This is a genomic window from Saprospira grandis (genome assembly GCF_027594745.1).
In the GTDB taxonomy this organism is placed as follows: Bacteria; Bacteroidota; Bacteroidia; order Chitinophagales; family Saprospiraceae; genus Saprospira; species Saprospira grandis.
This window is the reverse complement of sequence record NZ_CP110854.1, coordinates 3,266,779-3,282,994: the sequence shown is the minus strand read 5'-3', so window position 1 is coordinate 3,282,994 and position 16,216 is coordinate 3,266,779. Positions and strand designations below refer to the sequence as shown.

The window sequence follows — 16,216 nt, the reverse complement described above, 5'->3', positions numbered from 1 at the left end:
ACCGTAGCGCCGACGACTGAAAGGAGTAACGCCCCAAAACCCATTAAAAATCTAGACGAAAGCGCAGGTTCACGCGGCGAGAAGAGAGATAATTGGGGATAGCATAGCTGGTATTTGTAAAATCCTTGACCCAGGTATTGGAGGCCACATTGCCCACCGCCATCAGGTTGAAAACCTCTAGGCTGAGCCAGGCTGAGCGCAGGTAGCGGAAGGGATTTTTGCTATCTTTTTTGAGGGCTTGTTCGGCCATAGCCAGAGATAAATTCTTGTCTTTATAGGCTTCTTGGGCCTTTTTGGCGCGGTCCCAAAGCGAGAGACTAAAGCCAATATCGATGCGATGATAAGGCGAATAGCGATAGAGGTTTCGGGCCACAATATTGTCTTTGGGCACCCCATAGTGCATGCCGCTACCCAAGGTAAAGGCCAAATTGACCTTGAACCACTCGGCGCCAGGCAGCTCATCTTGAAAATACATGGAGAAAATGAAGAGCTGATCGGTGGGTTTAGAGACATAATCCACACTGCTAGTATCGACAGTTTGGCCCTCTAGGGTATAGACCTTATGCGCTACGCCATTAAAGCTTTCGCGGGCGCGCAACAAAGAGAAATTAACCCATGATTCTAGGCCCTTGACCAGCTCGCCATTGAGGCGAAAATCCCAGCCCGTAACATAGCCCTTGGCCAAATTATCGCCATAATAGCGAATCCGAACATTGTCTACATCATAGGGAATTAGGTCCCATTGATGCTTATAATAAAGCTCTGAAATCAGCTTAAATTTGCGCTTATACCAGCTAAAATCCCAAACGACACCGCCCAAAATATGCACGGATTTCTGTGCGCGGACCGAAGTATTGATTTCGCCCTCCAAATTCCTCAACTCCCGATAAAAAGGCGGTTGATGATAGGCCCCGGCGGCCAATTTAAAGGTTAAATCCTTGCTCCAATGGGCCGTATCGCTCATGGCATGATGCTGCGAAAGGGGGCTATAATAAAGCTGAAAGCGGGGAGCCAGCAAAAACTCTTCGTTCAGGCTCCAATAACTGGCCCTTAGGCCGAGGGTGGTCCGCAAAAAGTGTTGATCATTTTTATACTCCCAAGTATTTTGTAGAAAGGCCGAAAAGCGATGCGTCAATAGCTGCGTATCGGTCCGAATGTATTCAAAAATAGGCATGGCCGTCGTATCAAAAGGGAGGGTATAGCCCAAAGAATCGAAGCTGGTCCATTCCTTTAGATCATCACGGATAAACTCATTTTTATAGGTCAGGCCCCATTTTAAGAGCTGTTTACTCTCGGTAAAAGTCGAGTCATTGAAGCGCTCATGGCTATAAGCGCCCACATATTTGGCCTGAATCACATTGGCAGTCAGGTAGTTTCGGGCATATTGATGGGTTTCGCCATAGGCCAAAGTGCCCACCACATCGCCAAAGTTATCGGCGCCAAGGCCAGTTTCCACCTCCTCCAAGCGATAATTATTGATCACATCAATGCGTTCATCCTCTTGCGATTGGTAGTTGGAAAATAAGATGCGGTGGCGGCTATTTTCTTGAATGGTCAGCTTTTTTTCTGGAACCGTTTTGACCTTCAGCTCTCCGCTATAGGCTAGGGCGGTCCCCATCATATAGGTATTAAAGCTAGAAATTTCTTGGCCCTCAAAAAGCGAGCTGAGGCGTATCGCATAATTGTATAAGCCGCTTGTGCTAGCCGATTCTTCGGGAATCAGTTGAAATTGGGCCGTATTATAATTTCCGATGGCTTCTATTTGCCAGTTTTTGCCCAAATCATAGATCAAATCGGTCTGCAGGTCTAAAAATCGGGGTACATACTCCCCCTTAATATCTAGGCTCGACAATAAATACTGGGTCGTTTTATAGCGGGCGCCCACCGTATAAGTCAGGGCTTTATTTCCCTCTGTTCTGCCCCCCAAATAGAGCGATCCGCCCAATAAACTCCCGCTTGCTCTGGCCTCAAAGCGGCTAGGGCGGCGATAGCGGACATCTAAGACCGAAGACATTTTCTCGCCATACTCAGCCTTAAAGCCCCCAGAAGAAAAGGCCAATTCGTCGAGCATATCGGGATTGGGAAAGCTCAGGCCCTCCTGTTGGCCCGATCGAATAAGCAGTGGGCGATAGATCTCAAAGCCATTGACATAGACCAGGTTTTCATCATAATTTCCACCTCGCACCGAGTATTGAGAAGAAAATTCGTTGCGATTCGCCACCCCTACGGCCGTATACAGAAGCACCGACTCTAGGCTCATTGTAGTCGTTGGAATATTCTGAATATCCTCTCTAGACACCCGCAAAGCATCTGCTTCCTTATCCGAAAACGACTCTACGATCACCTCTGGAACGGCATCATCCAACGTTTGCAGGGCAATATCTAGGCGCAAAACTTCCTCCTCTTTTAGGCGCAGGCCTCGCTTCTCATAACGTTGAAAACCCAGATAACTAGCCATGAGTTTGAGCCGAGGACCAGCGGGCAAACTCAGGTCATATCGGCCATCCATATCCGTCACCAGCCCAATGAGCAGTTCATCATTGAGGTACACACTGATAGAAGCCGAGGGCAGCGGCTCTCCTGTTTGCGCATCGGTCAATTGGCCGATGAGTCGGCCTTTTTGGGCCAATAAGGGGAGCGAAGCCAAGAAGAAAAAGAAAAATATTAAGCGAGACATAATTTATTTTTGTGCAGAGAGAAAGAGCGCATTGGCGGCCCATACTTTTTATCAACGTAGCTAGGGCCTAGTTCGCAAGATACAGAACTGTTTTTCTTTGTCCCTTTTTCTGTTTTGATTTTTTGGGGCCTGCCGCCTTCGGCGGCCGGGCCCTTGCAGGGCTCGCAAGTCTGCTCGGCCCTGCGGGCTTCGCCCTTGGTCTGCCGCTGCGCGGCCCCCTTACAGGCCCCTAGGCCGGCTGCGCCCTTTGGGCGCGGCAAGGCCTCGCTTCGCTCGGCCCTGCAAAAAAAAGCCGCCAAGGAATTTTTCCTTGGCGGCTGCGCCTGCTCCTTTTGGACCAATTACTTCGCTTGAAAGATCCCCATGCCCAAAGGCATAAAATCCGCTTCATCCGTAATTTGATCTTGGAGACCTAGACAAAGCAGGCCGTTTTTCTTCAGGCCAGTATAGCAATGGTCTAAAATCTTTTTTCGGTTTTGTTCATCATAGCGTTTAATCACCTCCGAACAAATAATGAGATCATATTTATTTCGGCTAGGGACCATCTTGCAGAAATTTCGGCTGCTATAGCTCAAGTTTTTCTGATAACGCGAGCTAAGACGGTTGGGGCTAGAGCTACTCAGATACTTTTTATAATTTCCATTTGGAAATAGCGCTAGAAACTTAGTCGCCAACTGTTTGTCTAAATCTGTATACGCTGCTTTTTTGGCAATTTTCAAAAGGCTAGGGTCTACATCTGTGGCCTCAATCTTAGCCGACAGCCCCATTTCCTCTAGCAAAAGGACCAAACTGTGCAGGCCCTCGCCCCTTCCTACTTGCATATACAAAATATGCAGATTTCCGCTTGCTTTTTCTTCTAGCAACTGCTTAAAGTGTCGCCATTGAGAAAGGGTATGAAAAAAGCTATTATCTCTAGCCTGCAAAAAGCGAATTGTTTTTTGGCCCAAATCGGCATTGCGCAAAATTTGGCTCCAAAGCGAAAAAATAGAGTTAATCTGTTCTTCTTCCATCAGCAACTCTACTCTTTCATTTAGAAAACTTGGGGAATAGCCTTTAAAGTCTGCACCAAATTTATTGGCCAAACCAGAAAGCAGAGAGTCAATTTCTTCGGTTCTTACCATCATAATAATTCCTTCTTTTTATAAATTCGACGGCTCAAGCAATAGGGTTCAAAATAATCTTGTCCAGCTTTGGGGAGTACATCATAATAGCCAATAATCAAATAGCCATTTGGCTTGAGGCTTTGATGAAAACGCTTGAGGCTGTTCATTTTGAGCCGCTCGTCAAAGTAAATCATGACATTGCGGCACAAAATCAAGTCGAAATCTTGGGGGTAATCGTCTTGGACAAGATTGTGTTGAAAAAAGTTAATCTTCTTCTTCAAGTTAGGGTGCATACAGAAGTCCTTTTGGTCTTCTGTTAAAGTAACGTAAGCTTTGGCCCTATTGCGAGGGCTAAACTCTTCATAGTTTTTAAAAAAGCGGCCTTGGCTACTGCTATAATAGCAGCCCTTTTTTGCTCGATCCAGCATTTTCTGGCTAAGATCAGAGGCCCAAATTTCGGCCTGTTGCAAAAAGTAGCTCTCTTTGAGCAAAATCGCCATACTGTAGGCTTCTTCGCCAGAGGAACAGCCTGCATGCCAAACCTTCATGGACCTTCTAGACTTAAACTCTGGCAAGAGTTCATCTCTTAATCCTCGCCAGAGCTCTGGATTTCTGAAGAAGGCCGTTAAATTGACCATCAACTCATCTACATAATGTTGAATCATTTGGCGGTCCTTCAAAATATGTCCCCAAAGCTGTGTGAGTAGGGTATAATCATAACGCAGCATCAGGCGAGAAAGTCCTCGTTTTAAGGATTTTGCTTCATATCCGCTAAAATCCATACCAAAACGCTGTTTAACTGCAGAAATAAAAGCAGCTAGTTCTTCATCGCTAGCTGGCGCAGGTGTAGAAAACTTCATGGCTTATTTTATCCTATTTTTGGGTAGCTGTTCCCCAGCTACGGTCCAATAAATACAGACCGGCTTGGGGATGCCCTCTGCGCTAAAAGATAAGCGAAAAGACCAACTCTCGGCGCTTATCTCTTTCCAGTCTTTAAATACTGGGGGTAAACCATAAATTAAGCCCTCATAATAGTCGGCAAAGCTGGCCAAAAAATTCCCCGAAAGGATGTTGTCCAGTTCGAGAAAAAAGGCTTCTTCCATTTCGGCAGGGACGGCCGCCCCTGCTTGGGCCAAAATGGCTTGTTTCCAAGCCTGAGGAATGAGCAAGAAAGATGCGCCTACAATTGGGCCTTTCAGCTGGGTTTGCCAACAACTCCCCTCCTCCGGAAGTTGGTCCAGGCAGTCTATGCCCAAGTAGTTTACCTTTTTCCCACTATAGCTCTGCAAAAGCTCCAGCATTTTGGGTACAGCAGCCAATAGCAACTGACTAAATTCTTCTTGTTTACGCATCCCGTTCTCGCTTGAAGTCCTCAAATAGTGTGTCTATGGTCAATAGCAAACAAACTTCGCCATTGCCCAAAATCGCAGCTCGTCTAAACAAAGGATGCTGGTCTAAGGGAGGAGCTAATTTGCGTTCAAAAATCTCTTTTTGTTGCTGCAAACGATCTACCCAAAGGGCCATTCGCTGACCTCCATAATGCAAAAGTAAGAGCTGAAGCTCCGCCTCTGCATCTAGCTCGGCTATGCCTTCTTTTTTTTGCCCAAATACCTGGGCCAAAGCCCGAATCGGATAAAAGTCGCCCTCATAGTTGCACATCCAGTTCTGGCCCACCCACTCTAAAGATTTGCGCCTAATGCTCAAGACCAAATCCGCCATATCAATAGGCAGGGCAAAGCTTTGTCCATCTTGCTCAAAAAGGAGCACGGTGCGCATGGCCATAGAGTAAGGCATTTGCAAACAAAAGGTACTTCCTTTACCTAAAACAGTGGACAAACTCAGTTTGCCCCCCAAAGATTGTAGGGCATTCCGAACCGCATCTAGGCCCACCCCCCTACCCGCCAAATCGGTCAATTCACTGGCCGAAGAAAAACCCGATTTAAAGAGGTACTCAAAGCATTCTTCATCACTCAATTTGGCTAGCTGGGCCGCAGTTAGCCAACCTAATTCAATGAGTTTTTGCTCAATTTTTTTACGGTCTACGCCCGCTCCATCATCAGTCAACTCAATAACAACCTGGTCCTTATTGGTCCTTGCCTGCAACAATAATGTCCCTACTTCCTCTTTGCCCGCCAATAGGCGTTCCGCTGGCTTTTCTATGCCATGACTCATCGCATTGCGCAACAAATGTTGTAAGGCATCGGCAATAACGGGCAAAAGGTTGCGGTCAATCTCCGTCTGTCCTCCCCGAATCTCTAAGCGGGCCTTTTTGCCCGTTTGTCGACACAAATCACTCAAGATTCTCGGATATTTGGCAAAGAGCAACTGCAACTCAGACATCCGCAATTGCATAATCTGGTATTGCAGCTCTGTACTCAGCCGATGTAAGGTCAAAAAGCGATAATCATTGCCTTTTTCCTGCTGATCTTCCAACATCAATCGGTCCTTTTCTATACTGAGCTCTCCCACCAAATTGAGCAGCTGCGTTAGCCGTTCTATGGGCACTTTCAAATGGTCCGAAAGCCGAATATCTCGAGGAGCCGATAGGTTTTCGGCGGGCTCTTTAGGCGCTTCTTTTTCTTCAGAGGTAGGCAGCACCTCCACCCTATTTCCCCGCTTTTTAGCCTTTCGCAAGGCTACTTTTAGCTTGGTGCTAAAGCCTTTATAGGCCAGTTTTTCTTCCGTCCGAATGGCCGCAATTAAATCAGAAAGTAGGTCACTGCTTCGCAAAAAAAGCGCAATATCATCGGGCCAAAGCGGAAATTCTCCAGCCTGTAAAGCCTTAAAATAATCTTCCAAAAGATGACTCACCGCCGCAATGCCCTCATAACCTAGGCCCATAGCATTCCCCTTTAGGGTGTGCGTCAACCTAAAAATAGGGGCCCAGAGGTCTTTGCGCTCGGGACTAGCTTCTAGCTGCAAAAACAAGGCTTCTAGTTCCGCCTGCTGCTGTTCTGCTTCTGCTAAAAATATCGCCTTGTACTCATCTCCTGTTTCCAACTGTTTTGCTTTTACTGAGTTTAACTGTTTTTTTGGGGCCTCCCGCCTCGGCGGGCGGTTACTCCCTTCGGTCGTCGAACTGCGGCCTAAAGGCCTTGTTGTCGTTCCGCAGCTCGCTGCTGTTTTGGGGCCTCCCGCCTTCGGCAGGCGCTACGTTTCGCAGCTCGCTGTTCGCTCGGCCCTGCGCCGCCTGCTGCGGCTGGGTCTGGCCTAATGGCCACTGCTGCACATCGCTAGGCCGTTTGGCCTGCGGCCAGGGCGGCTTTGCCGCCTACTCCATATCTAGTAATTGGACCAAAAAGGGCGGAATAGCCGAGAGAGACAACTCCCTTCGGCTGGCGCCTATTCGTTGGGCGGCTCGGGGCATTCCATAAATGCTAGAGCTAGCTTCATCTTGGTTGATCGTAAAGCCGCCAGCCTCCTTAATGGCCAATAAGCCTTTGGCCCCATCGGACCCCATTCCCGTAAGCAAAACCCCCAAAAGAGTTTTTCCGATCACCTCTGCAGCCGACTCAAAAAGGGCATCGACAGAGGGGTAATTATAGGAGGGATGTCTTCTTTGGCTCCAAGCAAAAAGGTAGTCATTAGGAGTTCCCTGCAAGAGCAAATGATGATCTCCAGGGGCCAAATAGACCTGATTGGGTTTTGGACGTTCTCCATTTTGGGCCAGACTCACCTTTAGTTTCGACAACTTTTGTAGGCGGCGGGCAAAAGCGGGCAAAAAGGCCTGCGGCATATGCTGGGCAATAACAATAGGCAGCGGCCAATTTTCGGGCAATTGGGCCAAAATAAACTCTAGGGTGGCGGGACCGCCAGTAGAAGCGCCCAACAATAGCATTTCGTAGGGCAAATCTGTTGAAAAAGAGTGTTTGGCTTGGCTAGCAAAAGCCTGTGGTTTTTGGGCCAAATTAGTGGCTAGGGCCGCCTTAATTTTTTGGTCCAACTCTAGACCAAAATGCTGCAAATTGCCATTGCGCAAAGAGGGCTTGGCCAGTACATCGGTGGCCCCAGCGGCCAAGGCTTTGAGCAAAAGCTCTTCGCCTTGGCTAGCTGCAGAGAGCAACAAAATGGGACAAGGGCAGTTTGATTTCATAATTTGCTCTACCCCATAAAGGCCGTCGTAATCGCCCATAAAAAGGTCCATCAGGACCAAATCAGGTTGAAATTTGGCGGCCATTTCTGCGGCCTCCTTACCATCTCTGGCTTGGCCCACAATATCATAGCCTCGATTAGTGCCCAACCAAGAACGAATCAGCTGGCGCATCACAGCCGAATCTTCGGCCAAAAGGATGCGTTTGGGCTTATTCGGTAGTTTGGTCATTGAGGCATTTATTTGCAATCTCTAGTAATTCTTCTGGGGTAAAGGGTTTGACCAAATAGGCGGAGGCCCCCAATTTTAGGCAATCTTGAATAACAGACTCTTGGCCTACGGCGCTAATCATAATGACTTTGGCGTTTAGTTCTTCGGCTTGGAAAACCTCTAGAATATCGCTACCGATCATATCGGGTAGAATATTATCTAGGGTAATGAGGTCGGGTTCTAGGAGCATGGCCAAATCAATAGCTTGTTCGCCATTGGCGGCTTGGCCAACCACTTCATATTCTTCTTCTGCGGCCTGAAAAGACTTGAGGATCAGGCTACGCATATAGAGCGAATCGTCTACAATTAAGACTTTCTTTTTCATAATGGATTTTTGAGGAGGGTGGATAATTAAAAATGAACTTAGGGCCTAGCCCTTTATTTTTTGGCGAGCCTTGGCGAGTTTTTTGGCCAAAGGCCCTTTGTATTGGCCTAGCGATGTGCAGCAGTGGCCCGCAGGGCCAGACCCAGCCAGCTTGCTGGCGCAGGGCCGAGCGAATAGCGAGCTGCGAAACGTAGCGCCCGCCGAAGGCGGGAGGCCCCAAAACAGCAGCGAGCTGCGACAACCAGCCCCTATAGGGGCGCCAGTTCGATGACCAAGGGGAATAAACGACAACAAGAACTTTAGTTTGCAGTTCGACGACCGAAGGGAGTAACCGCTGCAGCCTTGCTGCAGAGGCCCCAAAACAGCAGCTTAAATTTTATCAATATCTAGAAGCACCGCAATTCCTTTTGGGGTTTGAAAAAGGGCCTTGATATAGGGATTATTTTGGAAGAGCCCATCCGCTTTTTGGAGATCTTGGAGATTCACCTTGAGGGTTTCGGGCAGTTTGGGGATGAGTAGGCCTTGTTTTTTATCCTTTTGTTGGAGGACCAGAAAGAAGTCCGCCTTTTGTTCGGCCCCTATTTTTTGGTCGAGCAAGTTAAAGATATTGATGGCTGCAAGGATCTCTCCACGGACATTGACCACCCCTTGGATATGGGCCTGCGCCTTGGGAATTTTGGCCATAGGGGGGCAGGGCAGCACTTCTTTAGCGGCCGAAATGGGGAGGGCGTAGGTCGTTTCTCCAAGCTCAAAGCTCACCAATTGGATTTGCGGACCTTCGGTTGTGTCGCTCATTTTTTTGCGTTCCTCTTGGGCGGCCTGTTGCAGTTCATCCAGCGAGATATAGGCCTGTTGATTTTCCTCTTTGGGCATATTATCTCAATTTAAACTTCAGAATATTCTCTTGGAGTTGGGTAGCCACTTCGGCCAGGTCCTTACTGGTTGCTGAAACCTCATTCATCCCTTGGCTGAGCACTCGGGTAGAATTGGCGACCTGTTCGGTACCGTAGGCGGTTTCCTCGGCGACCACGACAATTTTCTCGATATTTCGGACTGTAGCATCAATAGCCTCCTTTTGTTGATTGCTAGAATAGACGATACTTTCCGAGAGGCTAAACGTTTGGTTATTAGACTCTTGAATATCCTTAAACACCTCTTCGGCCTCCTTAGAAGCTTCTCCGCCCGACTTCACATTTTCCTCCATCAGCTCGATAGCTCGGCTGGCGGCATAGATATCCTTTTGGACCTCTCGGATAATGCGTTCGATATTGACGGCAGAGCGGCGGGAGCCCTCGGCCAGTTTGCGAATTTCCTCGGCGACCACGGCAAAACCTCGGCCGGCTTCACCGGCTCTAGCGGCTTCGATAGCGGCATTTAGGGCCAGTAAATTGGTTTGCGAGGCGATATCCGTAATAATGCTGAGCGTGCTTGCAATTTCCTCGGAGCGGTTGGAGAGCACCGAAATAGACTGGGCTGTACTTTGGGCAGATTGGCGGATCGACTCCATATTATCGACCATCAATTTGAGGGTAGCTAGGCCTTCTGAGGAAGAACTTTGGCCCTTATGAGCGGCTTGGTTAATCAGCTCGGCCTTTTGTTTCATCAGGTTAGCGGCCTTGAGCAGCTCATCCATTTGCTTGCTGGCCTCATCGGTTTGTTGGGCCTGTTGTTGGGCTCCTTGGGCCATTTGTTGAGTTGCGGAAGCGGCTTCTTTGGTTGTACTTTGCATTTCCTCGCCCTTGGTCAGCATTTCTTCTGAGGCAGTAGCCAGCAGATCGGCAATTTGGGCCGTATTTGTGAGCAGGCCATTGAGGCTAAGGATAGCTTGGTTGATTCCTTCGCTAAGATTGCGGATATCGCCTTGAGCTTCTATATCGAATTGGCCAGTGAGGTCGCCCTCTGCCAATTGGTCGATAATTTTGCCGAGTTGGCCAATGGGTGTAGAGACTGATTCGAGCAGCATATTGACAGAATCGACCAGCATTAGCCAGTCGCCACTTGCATTTTCTAGCTTGAGTCGAGCGCCCAGATTACCTTCTTGGCCTGCGGCGGCCACCACACGATTGACTTCTAGGACCACCTCTTTTTGGCGGCTAATATCATTAGCTATTTTGACCACCTTAGTCACTCGGCCCGATTCATCTTCTACGGGAGTATAGGCCGCTAGGATAAAAATATCTTTTCCTGTTTTAGAGATGCGGCGGAACTCCCCTTCTTGTTTTTGGCCCATAGAGAGGTCGGCCCAAAACTGCTGATATTTATCACTATTTCGGTAGTCGGGATCCACCAGCATAGAATGATGATGGCCGAGTAACTCTCGTTTATGATGGAAGCCCATCAATTGGACAAAATTATCATTAACATCTAGGATATTTCCATTTGGATCAAACTCAATTCGGCCAAAAGAGCTATCTATAGTTTCTCGGAGGGCCTCTGCATTGAGTGAAATAGCTTTTTGTTTTGTGATATCTAGGGCAATTTTAACAATCTTGCTCACCTTTCCCTCTTGGTTTTTGACTGGGGTATAAGCGGCTTGGATCCAGACATCTTCGCCCTTGATATTTTGGCGTTTAAACTCCCCTTCTTGGGTTTGGCCTAGGGCCAAAGACTGCCAAAACTGTTGATACGCTATAGATTTTTTGTAGCTATCGCTCACAAAAATAGAGTGATGTTTACCGATGACCTCTTGGGCCGAGTTGAAGCCCATGAGTTGGGCAAAATTATCATTGAGATAGAGGATATTTCCGAGAGGGTCAAACTCAATACGGCCAAAAGACTTGTCGATAGTCAATTGCAGGGCTTGAGAGCCGGCTTGCATTTGGGCCTGTTCGCTTTGGTCTTCGAGGAAAAGCAGATAGCGTTTAGTTTCTGCTTCATTTTTCAGTTCTTGAATATGGACGCGCAAATGAGATACGCCTTCAAATAAGCCATAAAGCTCATAGACTTTTGCTTGCCGTTCTCCTTTGCGGTAAGCTTGTAGGGCCTGCGGCACAAAAGGCAGGCAGATGCTGCTATACTCACCAATGAGTTGGCTTGCCTCCTGCTTTAATAATTCTGTAGCAGCTTGATTTACTACCGCTATCCGAAGGTCTTCGGATAGGATAATTGCAGGCGTAGGGAGCTGCTCATAAATTTGTTGATAGTTCATGCTAATTATTTCTATATCTCTCTAAAAAAGTAAGTGCTTCTTTAGAGGAGGGAACGGGGGAATACATTCTATTTGTTTAACGAGAAAATGAGCTAAAGGGGGTGCTCTTTACTCGCATTATTCTGCCAGTAAATTTCTCTTTAGACAAAAGGGCTAGCAAGACTTCATACATAAAATGTGGGAGGGCAGAAATAGCAAAGGCCTCGCAGAGCGAGGCCTTTGTATCTTTTGAATGCTCATTTAATAATAAGCAAAAACAATTAGACTTTCAAATTATTTAGACTAATTCTTCCCTACTTTTATATACCCTTCATCGCCAGGATTGAGGCGGAGGAAAGACAGGCCGGGGCCTTCTGTAGCCTTGAGTTTTTGTTTATTCTTATCATAGAAAGTAAACCACATAGTATAGCCCTCATCGGTAGTTTCATACATGAGGTCGACATAGCGGGCGGCCGTAGTAGAAGTAAGCATTTCGCAGGTTACCTCATCGGGCATTAGGGTTTTGAAGCTTCCTTTTTTGTGTTCCTGATGAATGATTGTCAGGTCGCAGGCGGGGTTCTTAATCAGGTCCTTACGGATATCGAGTTTAGGGAACTTGCTTTTTTTCCAGGCATTGATATACTTTTCGGGTTCTTTGAGGTAATACACCTCTTGGCGAAAGCTATCGCGATCAATTTGCACATACTGTTCGATGCGTTGATCGAGTGGGCTTTCTTTCATATCGGGAGAAAATAGTTCGAGATAGACCCAAAACTCTCCTGGGCGGTCATATTGGAAAATGGGAACCACCACAAACTCTTGGGGGGGTTCGGCGCTATTTTCTTCTAAAAGTTGTTGACGATTACTAAAGTGGCCTACTAGCTGTGATTTTAGGCGGTCAAATTTGTTAAATATTTTGGAGATCTCCTCTGGAGTTTTGCTTGACTTTTCATAAAGTGAATTACCTGCTTTTTTACCGCCAGTACAAGCGGCCAAAGCAAATACCAAGAGCAAGATCGCCCATAGCTGTTTTTTCTGCATAAGATTGATGATCGGTTATTGATGGAGACTACTCTCCTTCTTTTGAAGATGATTCCTTGACTGGGATAAGTGCTGTGTCTTTAAGTTCATCAGCTAATTTCTTGCCCAAATAGTTATCAATAATGTGGTGCATCCAATAAAGCAAAGGCGTTAGGAGGATGGCCACAGTAAATTTATAAATATAATTAACGGTTCCTACAGCAATGATGCGGTCAAAGGTCCAATCGGCGCCTAGGCCAAAAGCGATATAAAGGACCACAAAGCTATCAATAAGTTGAGAGACCAGGGTAGAGCCCGTTGCTCTCATCCAGATGCGGCTTTCTCCGGTTGCTCTTTTGATGCGTTGAAAAACGATTACATCTACAATTTGGCCCACTAAAAAGGCGGTGAGCGAGCCCACGATAATCCAGAGTCCTTGTCCAAAAATAGCTTGAAATGCGACTTGCATATCTTCTGGTCCTCCATTGCCTGCTCGGCTGCCTGGCCACCAACTGGCGGGCACCAGTGCAATACTCAGAAAGACCATTAAGAAGGCGTAGAGAATAAGGACCACGGCCCCCTGCGAGAGGAAGCGCACCCCTTTGGCGCCAAAATACTCATTGATGACATCGGTCATAATGAAAACAACGGGCCAAAGTAAAACACCAGCCGTAAGATCTAAATTGAGTTCATAGCCTAGAATCATCAATCCTAGGGGGTCAAAACCACCGCTAGCCTCTAGAGAAAAGATTTTCACGCCAATAAATTCTGCAATAATTGCATTGGCAATAAAGAAACCTCCTAGGACCAAAAATAAACGGTTGGCCTTATATTGAATAATATGATTCATGTTCCTAAGATTTTAATTGTGCTTGAGTTTGTTTGCGCCAGCTCAACATGAGCTTTTTAGAGAGTTCCTCTGCAAAATTGTGCATTTCTCGCATTTCTTGTAAAGAGGCAAAGCGCAACTGGTGCATTATGAAAATCATGGTTCCGTTCGATTCGATATAGTGCGTGGGCTGGCTCTCCAAAAAGTCGAGCAAATCTGTATCAAAAAACTCACGCATATCTTTTTCGCTTGGGCCACGCAAAAGGTAGCGATGCGAAAATTGGGGATGGGATCTAAAGTTGACATCCTTATAAACCGATAATTGCGCGCCTATTTTAGTGGGGCCTTTTTCGGCCTCCAAAACAAAAAGCGGTGCATTAAAGGGAAGGTGCAACAAGATAATACTACTATGATAGGCCTGCGCATTGAAAAGCGCCCCCTGGGCAAAGGTCAAATCACAACTCTCCCATTCAAAAAAGAGTTGGTAGTTCCCCTTAGCCATATTGAGTTTATATTCAATGGGCCGAGTCTGGAAAAAACTAAACTGCTTGAGCATATTCACCTCCCAACTCAGTTCGGGCCAAAATTGCCCGCTTTTTGCCTCTGCCAATTCGCCCAAAGCCTGCTGCCTTTTGGTCAGCTGTGGCTTTTTGTTTTCGGGCAATACGTGCATGGCATTGGGGTGACGCGAAGAGGTTTCATGCGCATCTAGACCAATAATATCAAAGTTGAGGTTGGGCAAATCATAGCGCTCTACCTCCTCATTGAGGTACTCCAAAACCGCCGAGTCTACCAAACGAGTATTAGAAAGGTCCAAAATCAAGAGGTCCTTTTTGTTGGCCGAACGCAGCGTATTTTTTAGCTGTAAAATATTGATGAAGTTGATGACGCCCTTAATGGCCACATAAATCTGCCCATCGGCCCGCTCTTCTACCTGAATATCGGGGCGCAAAAGGTAACGCCAAAACTGCTTAAACTCTAAATTAGATTGGCTATACTGCAAGAAAATAGTCACGGCAAAACCAAAGGCAATTCCCCAAAGTAAGCCGTTAAAAAGAATCATGAGTAGGGTCGAAATAAGGACCACAAACTGCTCTAACCCTAGACGGAAAGTATCCTTAAAGATTTTTGGAGAAGCCAATTTATAGGCCGTAAAAATAAGCAAGGTCGCCAGTGCCGCCAAGGGCACCCCCTTAGCAAATACAGGCAAAAAGAGCACAAAAATAACCAACATCAGGGCCTGAAATAAATTGGCCCATTTTGTTTTTGCCCCATAATACATAGGCACGGCCGTAATCACGGGCAGGCCACCAATACAGGCCGAAAAAATACTGCTCAATCCACAAGCAAAAAGATCCTTATTCAGATTGGTTTGTCGACCCAAAGGATCAATTTTATCCATAGCCTTGGCCGAAATTACCGTCTCAATAGACACAATCAGGGTGATGGTGACCACAATTTGCCAGAAGTAAAAATGATCCCACTTCGAGAAGTCGGGATAGACCACATTTTCCCAAATATCCTCAGGTAAATTGACCAATAAATCGGGGCCCAAAGCAAAACTTTGGCCCATGGCCTCCACCGTATGCGGCTCATCCAAATTGAGCACATAAGCCATAATCATACTGAAACCAATAACCCAAACTGGGCCCGGAATCATCTGTATCCAACGGTTTTTGGTATAGGCCTGCAAGACCAAAAGGGCCACCGAGCCCAAGGTAATCAGCCCCACAATAGGGTTTTGGCGCAAAAAGAGCTCTGGAATCTCCTCCAAGCTCTCCATGGGCGTTAGGGCCCAGCTCTCGGCGCCTAAGGCCACCGGCATCTGTTTACCCAAAATGATCAGCCCAATAGCGCCTAAAACACCATAAATAACCGATCTAGAAAATATATCTCCATAACGGCCCAAACGAAGAAGGCCGAAGAGCATCAAAAACACTCCAGCTACTACTGTGGCCGCTAAAAAATACCGAAATCCCGCCAAGGCATTGCCATCTCCCAAGAGCTCTATACAACTCAGGGTGACTACAATTAAACTAGCTGCGGGGCCATTCATGGTCAATTGGCTACTCCGAAAAAGAGTGGCAATCAACCCACCCATAATAGCCGAAAATAAACCGGCCATGGGCGGAACTCCCGAAGCTAGGGCAATCCCTAGGCAAAGCGGTATGGTGACCATAGCCATACTAAATGCAGCCACTCCATCCTCTTGCCAGGAAGGTTTGGCCTGCAGCCAGTTGCTACGCCATTCTTGCCTAAATTTTTGTCCTATCATATCTGCTTTCCGTACTGCGAATAATGGGGTCTTTGCATCAGCTTGCGTTTTGCAGACTGCTTGTTCTTCTTTGTTTTTTGTTTTTTTGGGGCTGCCCCTGCGGCCTACGGCCTTGGGTCGGGCTCTGTCGTGGCTCGCAAGTCTGCTCGGCCCTGCAGTTTTTTCGCTGCGCTCAAAAACTTGGGTCTGCGGCTGCGCCGCACCACTTTCCATCCCTCAGCCGATAGCCGCCGCTCTGCCTCTGGCCCAAAGGCCAGAATATTGGGGGGGAGGAAGCTATAGAAAACGCTAGGGGCTAAAATAGGGAAAGACTGCCCTACTTCGACGACCGAAGGGAGGAGCAGTCTACAGGGCGCTTTAGCGCCCGCAGGCCTAGCTGCCTGTAGGGGTGCCGCGAAGCGGCAGACCTAGGCGGCAAAGCCGCCGCAGGGCCGAGCAGACCTGCGAGCCCCGCAAGGACAACAAGCCCTTCAGGGCGCAGTTCGACAACCAAAGGGAGT

The 16,216-nt window shown here is 47.4% G+C and carries 12 protein-coding genes; all 12 read right to left on the bottom strand.

From position 1 onward, the window contains the following. Positions 1-43: 43 nt before the first annotated feature. The 12 genes from OP864_RS12945 to OP864_RS12890 all read right to left on the bottom strand — a co-directional run bounded on the left by OP864_RS12945 (position 44) and on the right by OP864_RS12890 (position 15,716). Positions 44-2,677, bottom strand: coding sequence for a TonB-dependent receptor (locus OP864_RS12945; RefSeq protein ID WP_270098583.1), 2,634 nt, complete (start codon positions 2,675-2,677; stop codon positions 44-46). Positions 2,678-3,018: 341 nt separating this feature from the next. Then, entirely contained in the window at positions 3,019-3,801 is a 783-nt protein-coding gene (locus OP864_RS12940) for a CheR family methyltransferase (RefSeq protein WP_270098582.1), read from the bottom strand. Beyond that, positions 3,798-4,640, bottom strand: a complete 843-nt coding sequence (locus OP864_RS12935; RefSeq protein ID WP_270098581.1) for a CheR family methyltransferase — start codon at positions 4,638-4,640, stop codon at positions 3,798-3,800. Before OP864_RS12935 ends, OP864_RS12940 begins: the two co-directional genes overlap by 4 nt. A 3-nt stretch (positions 4,641-4,643) precedes the next feature. Beyond that, positions 4,644-5,132: a hypothetical protein gene (locus tag OP864_RS12930; protein ID WP_270098580.1), complete on the bottom strand. Its 489-nt coding sequence runs from the start codon at positions 5,130-5,132 to the stop codon at positions 4,644-4,646. Then, a complete protein-coding gene (locus OP864_RS12925) occupies positions 5,125-6,780 on the bottom strand; it encodes a chemotaxis protein CheA (RefSeq protein WP_270098579.1) in 1,656 nt (551 codons plus the stop codon). The genes OP864_RS12930 and OP864_RS12925 overlap by 8 nt, the downstream gene beginning before the upstream one ends. A gap of 271 nt (positions 6,781-7,051) precedes the next feature. Continuing rightward, on the bottom strand, positions 7,052-8,101 hold the full coding sequence (gene cheB, locus OP864_RS12920) for a chemotaxis-specific protein-glutamate methyltransferase CheB (RefSeq protein ID WP_270098578.1): 1,050 nt from the start codon (positions 8,099-8,101) through the stop codon (positions 7,052-7,054). Continuing rightward, positions 8,082-8,465, bottom strand: coding sequence for a response regulator (locus OP864_RS12915; protein ID WP_270098577.1), 384 nt, complete (start codon positions 8,463-8,465; stop codon positions 8,082-8,084). The genes cheB and OP864_RS12915 overlap by 20 nt, the downstream gene beginning before the upstream one ends. A gap of 369 nt (positions 8,466-8,834) precedes the next feature. Further along, a complete protein-coding gene (locus tag OP864_RS12910) occupies positions 8,835-9,338 on the bottom strand; it encodes a chemotaxis protein CheW (protein ID WP_270098576.1) in 504 nt (167 codons plus the stop codon). Position 9,339: 1 nt separating this feature from the next. Beyond that, positions 9,340-11,613 carry a methyl-accepting chemotaxis protein gene (locus OP864_RS12905; RefSeq protein WP_270098575.1) on the bottom strand — a complete coding sequence of 758 codons (2,274 nt, stop codon included), beginning with the start codon at positions 11,611-11,613 and terminating at the stop codon, positions 9,340-9,342. A gap of 282 nt (positions 11,614-11,895) precedes the next feature. Beyond that, positions 11,896-12,633, bottom strand: coding sequence for a chromophore lyase CpcT/CpeT (locus OP864_RS12900; protein ID WP_270098574.1), 738 nt, complete (start codon positions 12,631-12,633; stop codon positions 11,896-11,898). A 28-nt stretch (positions 12,634-12,661) separates the two neighbouring features. Then, positions 12,662-13,462, bottom strand: a complete 801-nt coding sequence (locus OP864_RS12895; protein WP_270098573.1) for a queuosine precursor transporter — start codon at positions 13,460-13,462, stop codon at positions 12,662-12,664. Between the two features lie 4 nt (positions 13,463-13,466). Continuing rightward, a complete protein-coding gene (locus OP864_RS12890; RefSeq protein ID WP_270098572.1) occupies positions 13,467-15,716 on the bottom strand; it encodes a SulP family inorganic anion transporter in 2,250 nt (749 codons plus the stop codon). Between the last annotated feature and the right edge of the window lie 500 nt (positions 15,717-16,216).

Bases quoted from the DNA above. Each gene is read 5' to 3' on its own strand.
- OP864_RS12945 (WP_270098583.1), bottom strand. From the start codon at position 2,677: ATGTCTCGCTTAATATTTTTCTTTTTCTTCTTGGCTTCGCTCCCCTTA.
- OP864_RS12940 (WP_270098582.1), bottom strand. From the start codon at position 3,801: ATGATGGTAAGAACCGAAGAAATTGACTCTCTGCTTTCTGGTTTGGCC.
- OP864_RS12935 (WP_270098581.1), bottom strand. From the start codon at position 4,640: ATGAAGTTTTCTACACCTGCGCCAGCTAGCGATGAAGAACTAGCTGCT.
- OP864_RS12930 (WP_270098580.1), bottom strand. From the start codon at position 5,132: ATGCGTAAACAAGAAGAATTTAGTCAGTTGCTATTGGCTGCTGTACCC.
- cheB (WP_270098578.1), bottom strand. From the start codon at position 8,101: ATGACCAAACTACCGAATAAGCCCAAACGCATCCTTTTGGCCGAAGAT.
- OP864_RS12915 (WP_270098577.1), bottom strand. From the start codon at position 8,465: ATGAAAAAGAAAGTCTTAATTGTAGACGATTCGCTCTATATGCGTAGC.
- OP864_RS12910 (WP_270098576.1), bottom strand. From the start codon at position 9,338: ATGCCCAAAGAGGAAAATCAACAGGCCTATATCTCGCTGGATGAACTG.
- OP864_RS12905 (WP_270098575.1), bottom strand. From the start codon at position 11,613: ATGAACTATCAACAAATTTATGAGCAGCTCCCTACGCCTGCAATTATC.
- OP864_RS12900 (WP_270098574.1), bottom strand. From the start codon at position 12,633: ATGCAGAAAAAACAGCTATGGGCGATCTTGCTCTTGGTATTTGCTTTG.
- OP864_RS12895 (WP_270098573.1), bottom strand. From the start codon at position 13,462: ATGAATCATATTATTCAATATAAGGCCAACCGTTTATTTTTGGTCCTA.
- OP864_RS12890 (WP_270098572.1), bottom strand. From the start codon at position 15,716: ATGATAGGACAAAAATTTAGGCAAGAATGGCGTAGCAACTGGCTGCAG.